This is a genomic window from Thauera butanivorans (assembly GCF_048398245.1).
Taxonomy (GTDB): domain Bacteria; phylum Pseudomonadota; class Gammaproteobacteria; order Burkholderiales; family Rhodocyclaceae; genus Thauera; species Thauera butanivorans.
In genome coordinates this window covers 3,928,994-3,944,350 of the sequence record NZ_CP183038.1, presented here as the reverse complement: position 1 = coordinate 3,944,350, position 15,357 = coordinate 3,928,994, and the positions used below count along the sequence as shown (strand labels likewise).

Sequence of the window (15,357 nt, the reverse complement as noted above, 5' to 3'; positions counted from 1 at the left end):
CCAGTCACTCCCTCACGCTGCACGGCATGGGAGGCGCCGGACCATGAGCTGGCGACAGGAGAGGGGCCGTGCAGTGCGACGGGGCGTCGACGGCCGCTCGTGGCATCGCGCCGCGAGCGGCTCCGTCGCCGCAAGCGCCGACCGGGCTGCGCCGCCACCCTGATATTGAACTGCCGCAATTGCGGCGCCTGAGTCCAAGAGGTTTCCATGTCGAACGCCAATGAGCCTATCTACCCCCAGCCCGATCCGGAGGCCTGGAAAAAGGCCGCCGCCAAGCATGCCCCCGGCGGCGACATCGAAAAGCTCAACTGGATCACGCCCGAAGGCCTGACGGTCAAGCCGCTGTATACGAAGGCCGACACCGAGAACCTGCCGCACGCCGACACGCTGCCCGGCTTCGAACCTTTCCTGCGCGGCCCGCAGCCGACCATGTACGCGGTCAAGCCGTGGACGATCCGCCAGTACGCCGGCTTTTCCACCGCCGAGGCGTCCAACGCCTTCTACCGCAAGGCGCTCGCCGCCGGCGGCCAGGGCGTGTCGGTGGCTTTCGACCTCGCCACCCATCGCGGCTACGACTCCGACCATCCGCGCGTGACCGGCGACGTCGGCAAGGCCGGCGTGGCGATCGATTCGGTCGAGGACATGAAGATCCTGTTCGACGGCATTCCACTCGACAAGATCTCGGTATCGATGACGATGAACGGCGCGGTGCTGCCGATCCTGGCCGGCTACATCGTCGCAGCCGAAGAGCAGGGCGTGCCGCAGGAGAAGCTGTCGGGGACCATCCAGAACGACATCCTCAAGGAGTTTATGGTCCGCAACACCTACATCTATCCGCCCGAGCCGTCGATGCGGATCATCGCCGACATCTTCAAGTACACGTCGGCCAACATGCCCAAGTTCAACAGCATCTCGATCTCGGGCTACCACATCCAGGAAGCGGGCGCGAACCAGGCCATCGAGCTGGCCTTCACGCTGGCCGACGGCCTGGAATACGTGCGCACCGGCATCAAGTCGGGCATGGACGTCGACACCTTCGCCGGCCGCTTGTCCTTCTTCTGGGCGGTGGGCATGAACTTCTACCTCGAGATCGCCAAGATGCGCGCCGCGCGCCTGCTGTGGTGGCGGATCATGAAGCAGTTCGAGCCGAAGAGCGCCAAGTCGATGATGCTGCGCACCCACTCGCAGACTTCCGGCTGGTCGCTCACCGAGCAGGACCCGTACAACAACGTGGTGCGCACCACCATCGAGGCGATGGCCGCGGTGTTCGGCGGCACCCAGTCGCTGCACACCAACGCGCTCGACGAAGCGATCGCGCTGCCGACCGAGTTCTCGGCCCGCATCGCGCGCAACACCCAGATCATCATCCAGGAAGAAACCCACATCTGTAACGTCGTCGATCCCTGGGCCGGCTCCTACATGATGGAAAAGCTCACCCAGGACATGGCCGACAAGGCCTGGGCGCTGATCGAGGAAATCGAGGCCATGGGCGGCATGACCAAGGCCGTCGAGTCCGGCTGGGCCAAGATGAAGGTCGAGGAGTGCGCCGCCGACAAGCAGGCGCGCATCGATTCGGGCAAGGATGTCATCGTCGGCGTCAACAAGTACAAGCTGGCCAAGGAAGACCCGATCGAGATCCTCGACATCGACAACCATGCGGTGCGCGAAGCGCAGATCGCCCGCCTCAACAGGATGCGCGTGACGCGCGACGCCGCCGCGGTGCAGGCCGCGCTGGATGCGCTGACCCGGTGCGCCGAGGGCGGCGAGGGCAACCTGCTCGACCTGACGGTGAAGGCGATCCGCCTGCGCGCCTCGGTGGGCGAAGTCTCGGATGCGCTGGAAAAGGTCTTCGGCCGTTTCCGCGCCAACCCCCAGGCCGTGTCCGGTGTCTATGGAGCCGTCGTGGAAGAACAGGAAGACTGGAAGGCGCTGAAGGCCGACATCGACGCCTTCATCGCCGAAGAGGGCCGCCGTCCGCGCGTGATGATCGCCAAGCTCGGCCAGGACGGCCACGACCGCGGCGCCAAGGTGGTGGCCTCGGCCTTCGCCGACCTCGGCTTCGACATCGACATCGGCCCGCTCTTCCAGACTCCGGAAGAAGCGGCCCGCCACGCGGTCGAGAACGACGTGCATGCGGTGGGTTGCTCCAGCCTGGCCGCCGGCCACAAGACCCTGGTGCCGCAGATCGTCAACGAACTGAAGAAGCTGGGCGCCGAGGACATCATCACCTTCGTCGGCGGCGTGATTCCGGCGCAGGACTACGATGCGCTGTATGCTGCCGGCGCCAAGGGCATCTTCGGCCCGGGCACGCCGATTCCGACCGCCGCCCGCGAGGTGCTGAAGCAGATCCGCGCCGCCCGCAAGAGCGCCTGAGCCGGCGCATGCCGATGGCCGCGTGCGGTTCAACCGCCGCACGCGGCACGCGCCGACCGATGCACCCGCAGTCCCGATGCCGATGAACATGCCTGAATTGCCGCTCCCGACGAATGCCGCGAACACCGGTCTCGATGCCGCCGATCGCAGCCTCGTCGATGGCGTGACCGCGGGCCAGCTGCGTCCGCTGGCCAAGACCATCACGCTGATCGAATCGCAGCGCGAAGACCACAAGCTGCGTGCCCAGCGCGTGCTCGAAGCCCTGCTGCCGCATACCGGCAGGGCGATGCGGGTCGGCATCTCCGGCGTGCCGGGAGTGGGCAAGTCGACCTTCATCGAAGCGCTGGGGCTGTATCTGATCGAACAGGGGCTGCGCGTCGCCGTGCTGGCGGTGGACCCTTCGTCCTCGGTCACCGGCGGCTCGATCCTCGGCGACAAGACGCGGATGGAACTGCTCAGCCAGAACCCCGCCGCCTTCATCCGCCCCAGCCCGTCGGCCTGCAGCCTGGGCGGCGTGGCCGAGAAGACGCGTGAATCGATGCTGGTGTGCGAGGCGGCCGGCTTCGACGTGATCATCGTCGAGACCGTCGGTGTCGGCCAGAGCGAAACCGCGGTGGCCGGCATGACCGACATCTTCTGCCTGCTGCAGCTGCCCAATGCCGGCGACGACCTGCAGGCGATCAAGAAGGGGATCATGGAGATCGCCGACCTGATCGTCATCAACAAGGCCGACATCGACCCTGCCGCGGCGATGCGCGCCCGCTCGCAGATCAAGACCGCGCTGCACATGCTGCGCCCGGCCAGTTCCAACTGGGCGGTGCCGGTGCTGACGCTGTCGGCGCTGCACAAGCAGGGCATTGCCGATTTCTGGACCGCGGTGACGGATTACCGCAAGGCGCTGACGGCCTCGGGCGAGTTCGCCGCCAAGCGCCAGCAGCAGGCCATGGCGTGGATGTGGGAACTGATCGACGCAGGCTTGCGCAGCCGCTTCCGCAACCACCCGCTGGTGAAGCAGGAGTTGCCCGAACTTGCGCGCGCGGTGCAGGAGGGCGGCACCACGCCCTCGATCGCCGCGCAGCGCCTGCTCGGCCATCTTTGAATCGAAGCAAACGGGGGCCGTGGGTACCCGATCCATACGATCTGACAGGAGATCATCAATGCAAGACATCATTCGCCAGTTGGAGGAGAAGCGCGAGAAGGCCCGCCTCGGTGGCGGCCAGAAGCGCATCGACGCCCAGCACGCCAAGGGCAAGCTGACCGCCCGCGAACGTATCCAGCTGCTGCTCGACGACGACAGTTTCGAAGAATGGGACATGTTCAAGGAGCACCGCTGCAACGATTTCGGCATGAGCGCAGACCACACGCCGGGCGATGGTGTCGTGACCGGCTACGGCACGGTCAACGGCCGCCTGGTGTTCGTGTTCTCGCAGGACTTCACCGTGTTCGGCGGCTCGCTGTCCGAAACCCACGCCGAGAAGATCTGCAAGGTCATGGACCACGCGATGAAGGTCGGCGCGCCGGTGATCGGCCTCAACGACTCGGGCGGCGCGCGCATCCAGGAAGGCGTCGATTCGCTCGGCGGCTATGCCGACGTGTTCCAGCGCAACGTGCTCGCGTCCGGCGTGGTGCCGCAGATCTCGCTGATCATGGGGCCGTGCGCCGGCGGCGCGGTGTACAGCCCGTCGATGACCGACTTCATCTTCATGGTGAAGGATTCGAGTTACATGTTCGTGACCGGCCCCGAAGTGGTGAAGACGGTGACGCACGAGGAAGTGACCGCCGAGGAACTGGGCGGTGCCGTGACCCACACCACCAAGTCGGGCGTGGCCGACCTCGCCTTCGAGAACGACGTCGAAGCGCTGATGATGACCCGCCGCCTGGTCGGCTTCATCCCCGCCAGCAATCGCGAGAAGCCGCCCGCGGTGCCCGCCATCGACCCGGCCGACCGCCTGGACCATTCGCTCGACACGCTGGTGCCGGCCAACCCCAACCAGCCGTACGACATGAAGGAACTGATCGTCAAGATGGTCGACGACGGCGACTTCTTCGAGCTGCAGCCCGACTACGCCAAGAACATCATCATCGGCTTCGCCCGCATGGAAGGCTCGCCGGTGGGCATCGTCGCCAACCAGCCGCTGGTGCTGGCCGGCTGCCTGGACATCAAGAGCTCGATCAAGGCCGCGCGCTTCGTGCGCTTCTGCGACGCCTTCAACATTCCGGTGGTGACGCTGGTCGACGTGCCCGGCTTCATGCCCGGCACCGCGCAGGAATACGGCGGCATCATCAAGCACGGCGCCAAGCTGCTGTATGCCTACGCCGAATGCACGGTGCCCAAGGTCACCATCATCACCCGCAAGGCCTACGGCGGCGCCTACGACGTGATGAGCTCCAAGCACCTGCGCGGCGACGTGAACTTCGCCTGGCCCTCGGCCGAGATCGCGGTGATGGGGCCCAAGGGCGCGGTGGAGATCATCTTCCGCGAGGAAAAGAACGACCCGGCCAAGATCGCCGAGCGCGAGGCCGAGTACAAGACCCGCTTCGCCAACCCCTTCGTGGCCGGCGCGCGCGGCTTCATCGACGACGTCATCATGCCGCACGAGACGCGCAAGCGCGTGTGCCGCTCGCTGGCGATGCTCAAGGACAAGGAACTGGAAAACCCGTGGCGCAAGCACGGCAACATCCCGCTCTGATCCGCGCACGAGGAAAACGTTAAATGTTCAAGAAGATACTGATCGCCAACCGCGGTGAAATCGCCTGCCGCGTCATCAAGACCGCCCGCAAGATGGGCATCGCCACCGTCGCCGTGCATTCGGAAGCGGACAAGGACGCGCTGTTCGTCGAACTGGCGGACGAGGCCGTGTGCATCGGCCCGGCACCGTCCAAAGAGTCCTACCTGGTGATGGACAAGATCATCGCCGCGTGCAAGCAGACCGGTGCCGAAGCGGTGCACCCCGGCTACGGCTTCCTGTCGGAGAACGCCGAATTCTCGCGCCGCCTGGAAGAGGAGGGCATCAAGTTCATCGGCCCGAAGCATTACTCGGTCGCCAAGATGGGCGACAAGATCGAGTCCAAGAAGCTGGCGATCGAAGCGGGCGTGAACACCATTCCAGGCTACAACGATGCGATCGCGGGCCCCGACGAGGCCGTCGAGATCGCGAAGAAGATCGGCTATCCGGTGATGATCAAGGCCTCCGCCGGCGGTGGCGGCAAAGGCCTGCGCGTGGCCTTCAACGACAAGGAAGCGCATGAAGGCTTCGCCTCCTGCGTCAACGAAGCACGCAACGCCTTCGGCGACGACCGCGTCTTCATCGAGAAGTACGTGCTCGAACCGCGCCACATCGAGATCCAGGTGCTGGGCGATGCGCACGGCAACTACGTCTATCTGAACGAGCGCGATTGCTCGATCCAGCGCCGTCACCAGAAGGTCATCGAGGAAGCGCCGAGCCCCTTCGTCGACGCCGAGATGCGCCGTGCGATGGGCGAGCAGGCGGTGGCGCTGGCGCGTGCGGTGAACTACGAGTCGGCCGGTACGGTCGAGTTCGTCGTGAGCGGTGCGACCAAGGAGTTCTACTTCCTGGAGATGAACACCCGGCTGCAGGTGGAGCACCCGGTCACCGAGCTGATCACCGGGCTGGACCTGGTCGAGCAGATGATCCGCGTGGCCTACGGCGAGAAGCTGCCGCTCACCCAGGCCGACGTGAAGATCGACGGCTGGTCGATGGAATGCCGCATCAACGCCGAAGACCCGTTCCGCGGCTTCCTGCCGTCCACCGGTCGCCTGGTGAGGTTCCAGGCGCCGCAGGAGGTGCCCGGCCAGGTGCGCGTCGACACCGGCGTGTATGAAGGCGGCGAGATCTCGATGTACTACGACTCGATGATCGCCAAGCTCATCGTGCACGGCAAGGACCGCCAGCAGGCGATCGAGCGCATGCGCGACGCCCTCAACGGCTTCGTGATCCGCGGCATCAGCTCCAACATCCCCTTCCAGGCCGCGCTGCTGCAGCACCCGCGCTTCTGCTCGGGCAACTTCAACACCGGCTTCATCGCCGAGGAATACCCGCAGGGCTTCGATGCCTCGATGGTGCCGCACGACGATCCGGTGCTGCTCGCGGCGGTCGCCACCTTCGCCCGCCTGCGCTACATCGAGCGCGCGGTGCAGATCGAAGGCCAGCTCGCCGGCCACGGCCGCAAGGTCGCCAGCAACTGGGTGGTGGTGATGGGCGGCAGGCAGTACCCGGTCAGCTCGCAGCCGATCGAGGGCGGCTTCGCCATCACCCACGAAGGCAAGACCTACGACATCGTGTCGGACTGGACCTTCGGCAGCCTGCTGTTCGCCGGCACCGTGAACGGCGAGCCGATCGGCCTGCAGATCGAGCGCCGCGGCCTGCGCTACCGCATCTCGCACTTCGGCCTGCAGGTTGAGCCGATGGTGATGACGGTGCGCGCCGCCCACCTGCTTTCGCTGATGCCGGAAAAGCTGCCGCCCGACCTGTCGAAGTTCCTGCTGTCGCCCATGCCCGGCCTGCTGCGCGAAGTCTCGGTCGCCGAAGGCCAGGAAGTGAAGGCGGGCGAGAAGCTGGCCGTGATCGAGGCGATGAAGATGGAGAACGTCCTCAAGGCCGAGCAGGACGGCAAGGTGAAGAAGATCGTCGCCCGACCGGGCGCCAGCCTGTCGGTGGACGAAGTCATCGTCGAGTTCGAATGAGCGGACGCGATCGACGTTTTTGATCGATGGGGAGGGAAACCCGGGCGCCAAGCCCGGGTGCCTGTCGGATCAGCGGGCCTGCGCAAGCAGGCCCTTTTTTTGCCAGGTGCCACCTGGCGGGGCTAGATTCTGAACCGGCTGATCAGCGCCTGCAGGCTGGTGGCAATGGCCTGCAGGTCGTGCGCGGTCGTGGCCGTGTTCTGGATGGTGCCGGCGGTTTCCTCGACCATCTTGGCGATCTGCTCGACGCGCTGGGCGATGGCGGTGCTGGCCGCGCTTTGCTCGGTGGTGGCATTGGCGACATCGCCGATGCGTTCGAGGGTGCGCCGCGCGCCCTGTTCGATGGCGTGCAGGGCCTCGGTTGCCGAACCGGCCAGTTCGACGCCCTGCCGTACTTCCGGCAAGGCGGCATCCATGGCGTCGACGGCGCCCACGGTGTCGCTCTGGATGCCGACGATCATCTGCTCGATTTCGGTGGTTGCGGTCGAGGTGCGCTCGGCCAGCTTGCGCACTTCGTCGGCGACGACGGCGAAGCCGCGGCCTTGCTCGCCGGCGCGGGCGGCCTCGATCGCGGCATTGAGCGCCAGCAGGTTGGTCTGCCCGGCGATTTCCTTGATGACGTTGGCGATGTCGGAAATCTGGCGGGCACGTTCTTCCAGTGCGCGGATGCGGGTCGAGGCATCGGCGACGGTGCTGGCGATCTGCTGGATCGACTGGCTGGCCTTGCCGACGCGCTCCGCCCCCTGGCCGGAAAGCTCGACCGCGGTGACGGAGTCCTGCGCGGTTTCGCGGGCGCTGTCGGAGATGTTGCTGGAGCTGACCGTCAGCTCCTCGATGGCGGCGGCCATCGAGGCGGTGGCGTCGGACTGCTGTTCGGCTGCGCTGGCGACGTCGTCGGAGGCGTTGGCGATCCGTTGTGCGTCCGAGGCCAGTTGGGTCGCGTCGCGGTGGATCTCGCTGATCATGCCGCGCAGCGAGACGACCATGTTGCCGAGGGTGTGCAGCAGGCTGCCGGGCCGTGACTGGGCGATGTGGGTGGTGAGGTCGCCGTTCGCCACTTTCTCCATGATCGCCGCGGCTTCGTCCGGCTCGCAGCCGAGCGGCCGCAGCAGGCGGGTCACGAGCACGATCAGCAGTACCAGGCTGACGACGACGCCGACGGCCGTGCCGATGGCCGCCATCCAGGTCAGGCGGTCGGCCTCGGCCATGACGATGCCTTTGTCCAGCACGACGCCGATGTACCAGTCCATGCCCTGCAGGTTGCTCAGCGGGGTGAAGGAGACGAACAGATCCTTGCCGCCGCCCGATACTTCGCGCAGCGCCTTGTCCAGCGCCGGCGAGGCGCCGTCGAACAGTTCTGCGTAGGGTTTGCCGTTCATTTCCGCCCTGGGGTGGGAAATGATCTTGCCCGTGCGGTTGAGCAGGAAGGCATGGCCGGCGCCGTTGAAGTCGAGCGTGTTGATCGCATCGGCGACCCGTTGCAGGCGGATGTCGCCGCCGAACACGCCGAGGAAGCGGCCGGCGTCGCTGATTCTGGCCACCGCCGAGATCAGCAGTTCGCCGGTGGTGCTGTCGACGTAGGGCTCGGTCAGCACCGCCTGGCTGCTGTTCTTGCCGGTGGCGTACCAGGGGCGCTGGCGCCCGTCCCAGGTGGCCGAGGGTTTCCAGCTGTCGAGGTTGCCGATGGGCCTGCCGTCGGCTTCCAGCGTGCCGAACACCAGGATGAACTCGTCCTTCAGCAGGGGGGCGCCGAAGACTCGCCGGTTTTCCTCGGGGCTGTAGTTGCTGTCGATGGTCTGTGCCGCCAGATCGATCAGGCGGAGCTTGGCGTTGAGCCAGCCCTCGATCTGGCGGGCGAGGGTGGCGCTGGTTTCGGCGATGCTGGATTCCGTCTGGCTGCGCAGCGTGTCGCGCACCTGGCCGACCTGGGTCAGCGACAGCAGGCCAGTGGTGAAGAACAGTACGGTAGCGGCTGCGATGCCGACTTTATGGGCGATTTTCATGGTGCTTCCTGTCGGGGGCGGGCGGGGATGTCTGGCCAGGAGACTCTGCTGCGCAGGCCTTGGGCTGCAGGCTCGGCTGGCCGTCCGGAGTGAAAGCATATCGGCGCACGCGGCCCGGCCTTGAGGAAGAAATTCGCGGAAAGGGCGAGAAGGGAACCAACGACCGGACGAAGAGTCGCATTTACACAAATATACTTTGTGAAATACCATGCACCCTCTTCCATCGAACCCGTGAAGCGGGTGCATGCCAGTCCGGCTTCCTGGCGCCCTCCCATGTTTGGGCCGCCGGACTGCTCTCCGGGTTGCTTCCCGGATTGTTTTCCACTCCCCGACGACCGCGCACCCGAGCCTCAAGCCCTGGTCGCGGAGCAGTGGGCGCCGTGTATGCACGGCGCCGGCGCATCGTCGGGCCAGACCAGAAGGAGACGACAGATGGGTGCTCAAGCGCAGGTTCTGAAACCGGTTTGGCGCATTGAACAAGCCACTCATGCGGCTTTCGAGCCGGTGCCGTTCAAGGTATATACTCAGCGCGATCTCGATCGCATCGTGCAGCTCGGCAGGCTCTCTGCCGAACGGCGCTTCGAAATGAAGGTGGTGTCGTCGGTGCTGCCGTTCCGCGTCAACCAGTACGTCATCGACGAACTGATCGACTGGAGCAACATCCCGGCCGATCCGATCTTCCAGCTCACCTTCCCGCAGCGCGGCATGCTCGCGCCCGAGCATTTCGACCGTATCGCGGCGCTGCTGCGCAAGGGCGCCGACAAGGCCGAGCTGGATCAGGCCATCGCCGAAGTCCGCCACGAGCTCAATCCCCATCCGGCCGACCAGATGGAGATGAACATGCCGCGCGACGAGCACGGCAACCGTCTCGACGGCATCCAGCACAAGTACCGCGAAACCGTGCTGTTCTTCCCCAGCCAGGGCCAGACCTGCCACAGCTACTGCACCTTCTGCTTCCGCTGGGCGCAGTTCGTCGGCGACAAGGAACTGCGCATCGCCGCGTCCGAGGCCAAGACCCTGCACGACTATCTGCGCCGCAACGGCGAGGTCACCGACCTGCTGTTCACCGGCGGCGACCCGATGGTGATGAAGACGCGCCATCTGCGCGACTATCTCGAACCCCTGCTCAAACCCGAGTTCGACCACATCCAGACCATCCGCATCGGCACCAAGGCGCTGACCTTCTGGCCGCACCGCTTCCTGGGCGCGGACGACGCCGACGACCTGATCCGGCTGCTGACGCAACTGGCCGAGGCGGGCAAGCACGTCGCACTGATGGCGCACTACAACCACTGGAAGGAACTCGACACCGAGGCCGCGCAGGCGGCGATCCAGCGCATCCGCAGCACTGGTGCGGTGATCCGCGCGCAGGGGCCGCTGCTGGCGCACATCAACGACGATCCGGCGGTGTGGGCGAAGATGTGGAAGCTTCAGGTCAGGCTCGGCATCGTGCCCTACTACATGTTCGCCGAGCGCGACACCGGCGCGCGGGCCTATTTCGAAGTACCGCTGGCGCGCGCGTGGGAAATCTACCGCGAGGCCATGCAGCAGGTGTCGGGCCTCGGCCGCACCGCACGCGGCCCGAGCATGAGCGCCAGCCCCGGCAAGGTCGAGATCCAGGGCGTGGCCGAGATCGCCGGCGAGAAAGTCTTCGTGCTGCGCTTCATCCAGGGACGAAATCCGGACTGGGTGCAGCGCCCCTTCTTCGCCCGCTACGACGAGGAGGCGACCTGGCTGCACCACCTGAAGCCCGCCTTCGGCGAGGAGAAGTGGTTCTGGGAGGACGAGTACGAGGCGATCCGCAGCGACAAGCTCGCTGCGGCGGGGCTTGCTGCATAAGGAGCCCGGGCGCTGCCGGCCCACGCCCTCTCCCGCATCGCGCGGTGGCGGAGTAGCATCCGCCCACGTGCATGCGGGAGCGAGCGATGGATTTTCGTAAGGGCAGGGAAAGCCGCAACGTCGAGGACAGGCGCGGCCAGCGCGCCGGCCTGGGCGGACGCGGCAAGATCGGCATCGGCACCATCGTGCTGGCGCTGGTGGCGATGTATTTCGGCATCGACCCGAGCGTGGTGCTCGACAACGCTGCGGTGGTGCAGTCGCCTTCGGGAATTCAGCCCGATGCCAGGCGGCCGGCAGCCGAGAACGAGCTCGCCAGCTTCTCCGCCAAGGTGCTGGCCGAGACCGAGCAGACCTGGGGGGCGATCTTCCGCGCTTCCGGGCAGCACTATCAGGAGCCGACGCTGGTCCTGTTTACCGGGGCGACGCGCAGCGCCTGTGGCGTGGGCCAGGCCCAGATGGGGCCGTTCTACTGCCCGGCCGACGGCAAGCTCTATCTGGACCTGTCCTTCTTCGACGAACTGAGCCGGCGCTTCGGCGCGCCCGGCGACTTCGCCCAGGCCTACGTGATCGCGCACGAGATCGGCCACCACGTGCAGAACCTGCTCGGCATCTCGGGCAAGGTGCAGCAGGCGCGCCAGCGGGTGTCGGAGCGCGAGGCCAACCAGTTGTCGGTGCGGCTCGAACTGCAGGCCGACTGCCTGGCCGGCGTCTGGGCCCATCATGCCGTGCGCGAGCAGCAGATCATCCTGAGGGAGGGCGACGTCGAGGAGGCGCTGCGCGCAGCGAGCGCCATCGGCGACGACCACATCCAGAAGCAGGCCCAGGGCTACGCCGTGCCTGACAGCTTCACCCACGGCAGCGCCGCGCAGCGGATGCGCTGGTTCCGCACCGGGCTGGAGCGGGGCGATCTGCGCGAGTGCGATACCTTCTCGGCGGCTGCGCTGTAAAGCGGGTTCCGGGCAGGGCAAGAAGAAGGGCTCCCCCGGTGGCGGTGGGAGCCCTTCTTCCGATTATCCGCGGCGCGTTCTGCCGCGGCGTTCAGCCTGCCATCCTGGCGAAGGCTTCCACCACTTCCGCCGGTGCCTGCACCAGTTCGACCAGCACGCCTTCGCCGCCGATCGGGAACTCGTCGTTGCCCTTGGGGTGCAGGAAGGTGATGTCGTAGCCGGCGGCGCCGCGGCGGATGCCGCCGGGGGCGAAGCGCACGCCGTTGGCGCCGAGCCATTCCACTGCCTTGGGCAGGTCATCCACCCACAGGCCGACGTGGTTCAGCGGCGTGGCATGCACGGCCGGCTTCTTTTCCGGATCGAGCGGCTGCATCAGGTCGACTTCGACCTTGAACGGGCCGCTGCCCATCGCGCAGATGTCCTCGTCGACGTTCTCGCGCTCCGAGACGAAATTGCCGGTCATTTCCAGGCCGAGCATGTCGACCCACAGGGTCTTGAGCTTTTCCTTGCTGGGGCCGCCGATGGCGATCTGCTGGATGCCGAGGATCTTGAATGGGCGCGGGGAAGACATGCAGGACTCCGAAGTTCGTTAATCAATAACTCATAATTATGAACTTGAAGTCCGTGCTTGAAAACTGCAGCGCCTGAAAGCCCCGGGACATGATCCTCAACGCCAGGCGACCTGTGCGGCGAACAGGTAGCCTGCACCGTAGACGGTCTTGATCAGCTTCGGATTGTGCGGGTCGTCGTCGAGCTTGCGCCGCAGGCGCGAAATACGCACGTCGATGCTGCGGTCGAACGGATCGACGTCGCGTTCGCCCAGCAATTGCTCGCGCGACAGGATCTTGTTGGGGCGGCGCAGCAAGGTGGCGAGCAGGCCGGCCTCGGCGGCCGACAGGCTGATCTCGCGCCCGTCGGGGGCGGTCAGGGTATGGCGGTTGCCGTCGAATTCCCAGCCGGTGAAACGGGCGATGCGCGCGTCGCCGGACCCTTCCGGCGCGGCCGAGCGCTGGTAGCGGCGCAGGATCGAGCGTACGCGGGCGACCAGCTCGCGCGGCTCGAAGGGCTTGACGATGTAGTCGTCGGCGCCGAGCTCGAGGCCGAGCACGCGGTCGGTGACGTCGTTGCGGCCGGTCAGGATCAGCACCGCGCAGGGCGTGCCGTCCTGCAGCTGGCGCACCACCTGCATGCCGTCCATGTCGGGCAGGCCGAGATCGACGATGCACAGGTCGGGCGACTGGATGCGGGCGCGTGCCAGCAGCTCGCGCCCGGTGCTCAGGTGTTCGTGGCGGAAGCCGTATTCCGCCAGGCTGGCGCAGATCAGGCGGGCGATGTCCGGTTCGTCCTCCAGGACGAAGATCAGCGGCGAGGGGGAGTCCGGGAGGCTCGTGGTCATGTCGGGCTTTCCTTCGTGGCCGGGTTCGTGGGATGGATGGATGTGTCGCTGCCGGCGGCCTGCATGGCAAGCGCAGCCAGCGCGGCTGCCAGCGCCGGCGGGTCGAAGGGCTTGCGCAGCACCGGCAGTTGCGCGGCGGTGTCGCCGTCCGGCTTTTCACCGGTATAGCCGGTGACGAGCAGGATGGGCAACGCCGGGCGCAGCAGGCGTGCCCGGCGGGCGAGTTCGTGGCCATTCAGGCCGCCCGGCATCACGGTGTCGCTGACCAGTAGCGCGATGTCGTCGATGACCTCGAGCAGCGCCAGGGCTTCGACGCCGTCGCCGGCTTCGATCACCGGATAGCCCAGCTCGGTGAGCTGCATGCGGATGACCTTGCGCACCTCGGGCTCGTCCTCCACCAGCAGCACCGGGCCGCCTTCGTAGGCGGGGAGAGGCTGCACGACGGCCTGCGGCGAAGGGAGGGAGGCGGCCGGCTGCGTCATCGGCAGCACGAAGCGGACGTTGGTGCCTTTGCCCGGTGTGCTCAGGATGCGGATGTTGCCGCCGGACTGGCGCACGAAGCCATACACCATCGACAGCCCGAGGCCGCTGCCGCTGCCGAAGGGCTTGGTGGTGAAGAAGGGCTCGAAGACGCGCGCCAGCACGGCGGGCTCGATGCCCTTGCCGGTGTCGCTGACGTCGATCTGCACGTAGTCGCCGGGCGGTACTTCGACGAGCCGGGCAAGGGCGACGTCGATATGGCGGGACTGGACGGCGATCGACAGCGTGCCGCTGCCGGCCATCGCATCGCGCGCGTTGATCGCCAGGTTGAGGATGGCGTTTTCCAACTGGTGAGGGTCGGCGAGGGCGTGGATCGGCGTGTCCGGCAGGTTCAGGCCGACGGTGATCGTCTCGCCCAGCGTGCGCATCAGCAGTTGCGTCATGTTGCGCACCAGCTCGCCGACTTCGATGGCGGCCGGCTCCAGCGTCTGGCGGCGCGAGAAGCTGAGCAGGCGCCGGATCAGTTCGGCGCCGCGCCGCGCCGCCTGCAGCGAGGGATCGACGTATTCGGCGCCGCTGCCGCCCGCCAGCTTGCCCTGCAGCGCAGACAGGTTGCCGATGATGATCGTCAGCAGGTTGTTGAAGTCGTGCGCCAGACCGCCGGTCAACTGGCCGACCGCTTCCATCTTCTGGGCCTGCACCAGCGCAGCCTGGCTGGCCTTCTGCTCGGTGATGTCGGTGGACATCACGAAGTAGCCGCGGAAGCCGCCTTCGAGCGAGACGTCGGGAACGACCACGCTGCGGGCATGCACCGTCTGGCCGCTGGCGTTCTTGCGCGCGTACTCGTAGCTGACGCGCTCGCCGGTTTCGGCTTCGCGTAGATAGCCGTCGATGACGGGGTAGAGCTCCGGGCCGAAGGCCTCCTCGACCGAACGGCCGACGATGCCCTCCTTCGTCAGGCCGAACCATTCGGCGTAGGCGCGGTTGGCGAAGCGGTAGCGGCGGCCGGCATCGACGTGGGCGATCATCGCCGGAATGGCGTCCAGGATCAGCCGCATGCGGCCTTCGGACAGGCGCAGCGCGCCGGCGATCTGGTCGATCTCGCGGTTGGCCTGCTCCAGTTCGGCAGTGCGTTCCTGGACCCGCGCTTCGAGGCGGGCGTTCTGTTCCTGGATCAGCGCTTCGGCGCGGCGCTGCTCGGTGATGTCGGTCCACAGCGAAACGAAGCCGAGATTGGGGATCGGCACGCCGCGCACTGCCAGCACCCGGCCGTTGGGGCGCACCCGCTCGACGTAGTGCGGCTCGAACGAGCGCGCCGCGGCCATTCGCGCCGCAACCAGCTTTTCGGTGTCGCCCTCGCCGTATTCGCCGCGCTCGGCATTGAAGCGCACGAACGCTTCGAAGGGCGTGCCGACCCTGAACAGCGATTCGGGAAAGTCGAGCAGCCGCTGCATGGCCTTGTTCCACGTCACCAGCTTGGGCGTGGCGTCGAACACTGCGATGGCCTGGTCGAGCAGGTCGAGGCCGGCCATCAGCAGGTCGTGCCGGCGGCGCTGTTCCGGCGAGGGGCCGGGCAGTTGAGGGTCGTTTTCGGCGGGCGGCTGCGCCATGGTC

Annotated in this window: 10 protein-coding genes; 6 read left to right on the top strand and 4 right to left on the bottom strand. The window is 66.7% G+C overall.

What is annotated here, in order from left to right; genetic code table 11:
- The first annotated feature begins 207 nt into the window (after positions 1-207).
- The 4 genes from scpA (at position 208) to accC (ending at position 7,078) form a co-directional block, all read left to right on the top strand.
- The gene (scpA, locus tag ACNQFN_RS19125; protein WP_068635869.1) at positions 208-2,373 is read left to right on the top strand and encodes a methylmalonyl-CoA mutase; all 2,166 of its coding nucleotides are present in this window, start codon (positions 208-210) and stop codon (positions 2,371-2,373) included.
- Between the two features lie 76 nt (positions 2,374-2,449).
- Entirely contained in the window at positions 2,450-3,472 is a 1,023-nt protein-coding gene (meaB, locus tag ACNQFN_RS19120; protein ID WP_418647281.1) for a methylmalonyl Co-A mutase-associated GTPase MeaB, read from the top strand.
- A 58-nt stretch (positions 3,473-3,530) separates the two neighbouring features.
- Positions 3,531-5,063 (top strand): acyl-CoA carboxylase subunit beta, encoded by a 1,533-nt coding sequence (locus tag ACNQFN_RS19115; RefSeq protein WP_068635868.1) that lies wholly within the window; start codon positions 3,531-3,533, stop codon positions 5,061-5,063.
- Between the two features lie 23 nt (positions 5,064-5,086).
- Positions 5,087-7,078, top strand: coding sequence for an acetyl-CoA carboxylase biotin carboxylase subunit (gene accC, locus ACNQFN_RS19110; RefSeq protein WP_068635867.1), 1,992 nt, complete (start codon positions 5,087-5,089; stop codon positions 7,076-7,078).
- Positions 7,079-7,200: 122 nt separating this feature from the next.
- On the opposite strand, the gene ACNQFN_RS19105 is transcribed toward accC, so the two are convergent.
- A complete protein-coding gene (locus ACNQFN_RS19105) occupies positions 7,201-9,081 on the bottom strand; it encodes a methyl-accepting chemotaxis protein (protein WP_418647280.1) in 1,881 nt (626 codons plus the stop codon).
- Between the two features lie 432 nt (positions 9,082-9,513).
- Between ACNQFN_RS19105 and ACNQFN_RS19100 the strand changes: the two genes are divergently transcribed.
- A complete protein-coding gene (locus ACNQFN_RS19100) occupies positions 9,514-10,920 on the top strand; it encodes a KamA family radical SAM protein (RefSeq protein ID WP_068639440.1) in 1,407 nt (468 codons plus the stop codon).
- An 86-nt stretch (positions 10,921-11,006) separates the two neighbouring features.
- A complete protein-coding gene (locus ACNQFN_RS19095; RefSeq protein WP_068639441.1) occupies positions 11,007-11,867 on the top strand; it encodes a neutral zinc metallopeptidase in 861 nt (286 codons plus the stop codon).
- A gap of 91 nt (positions 11,868-11,958) precedes the next feature.
- Here ACNQFN_RS19095 and ACNQFN_RS19090 read toward each other — a convergent pair whose 3' ends face one another.
- From ACNQFN_RS19090 to ACNQFN_RS19080, 3 genes are all read right to left on the bottom strand, one after another.
- Positions 11,959-12,438: a VOC family protein gene (locus ACNQFN_RS19090; protein ID WP_068639442.1), complete on the bottom strand. Its 480-nt coding sequence runs from the start codon at positions 12,436-12,438 to the stop codon at positions 11,959-11,961.
- Between the two features lie 96 nt (positions 12,439-12,534).
- Positions 12,535-13,263, bottom strand: coding sequence for a response regulator transcription factor (locus ACNQFN_RS19085; protein ID WP_068639443.1), 729 nt, complete (start codon positions 13,261-13,263; stop codon positions 12,535-12,537).
- Positions 13,260-15,353, bottom strand: coding sequence for a PAS-domain containing protein (locus tag ACNQFN_RS19080; RefSeq protein WP_068639444.1), 2,094 nt, complete (start codon positions 15,351-15,353; stop codon positions 13,260-13,262). The genes ACNQFN_RS19085 and ACNQFN_RS19080 overlap by 4 nt, the downstream gene beginning before the upstream one ends.
- Positions 15,354-15,357 lie beyond the last annotated feature (4 nt).

Coding starts and splice junctions, on each gene's coding strand:
- scpA (WP_068635869.1), top strand. CDS start 208: ATGTCGAACGCCAATGAGCCTATCTACCCCCAGCCCGATCCGGAGGCC.
- ACNQFN_RS19095 (WP_068639441.1), top strand. CDS start 11,007: ATGGATTTTCGTAAGGGCAGGGAAAGCCGCAACGTCGAGGACAGGCGC.
- ACNQFN_RS19115 (WP_068635868.1), top strand. CDS start 3,531: ATGCAAGACATCATTCGCCAGTTGGAGGAGAAGCGCGAGAAGGCCCGC.
- ACNQFN_RS19105 (WP_418647280.1), bottom strand. CDS start 9,081: ATGAAAATCGCCCATAAAGTCGGCATCGCAGCCGCTACCGTACTGTTC.
- ACNQFN_RS19090 (WP_068639442.1), bottom strand. CDS start 12,438: ATGTCTTCCCCGCGCCCATTCAAGATCCTCGGCATCCAGCAGATCGCC.
- ACNQFN_RS19085 (WP_068639443.1), bottom strand. CDS start 13,263: ATGACCACGAGCCTCCCGGACTCCCCCTCGCCGCTGATCTTCGTCCTG.
- ACNQFN_RS19100 (WP_068639440.1), top strand. CDS start 9,514: ATGGGTGCTCAAGCGCAGGTTCTGAAACCGGTTTGGCGCATTGAACAA.
- ACNQFN_RS19080 (WP_068639444.1), bottom strand. CDS start 15,353: ATGGCGCAGCCGCCCGCCGAAAACGACCCTCAACTGCCCGGCCCCTCG.
- meaB (WP_418647281.1), top strand. CDS start 2,450: ATGCCGATGAACATGCCTGAATTGCCGCTCCCGACGAATGCCGCGAAC.
- accC (WP_068635867.1), top strand. CDS start 5,087: ATGTTCAAGAAGATACTGATCGCCAACCGCGGTGAAATCGCCTGCCGC.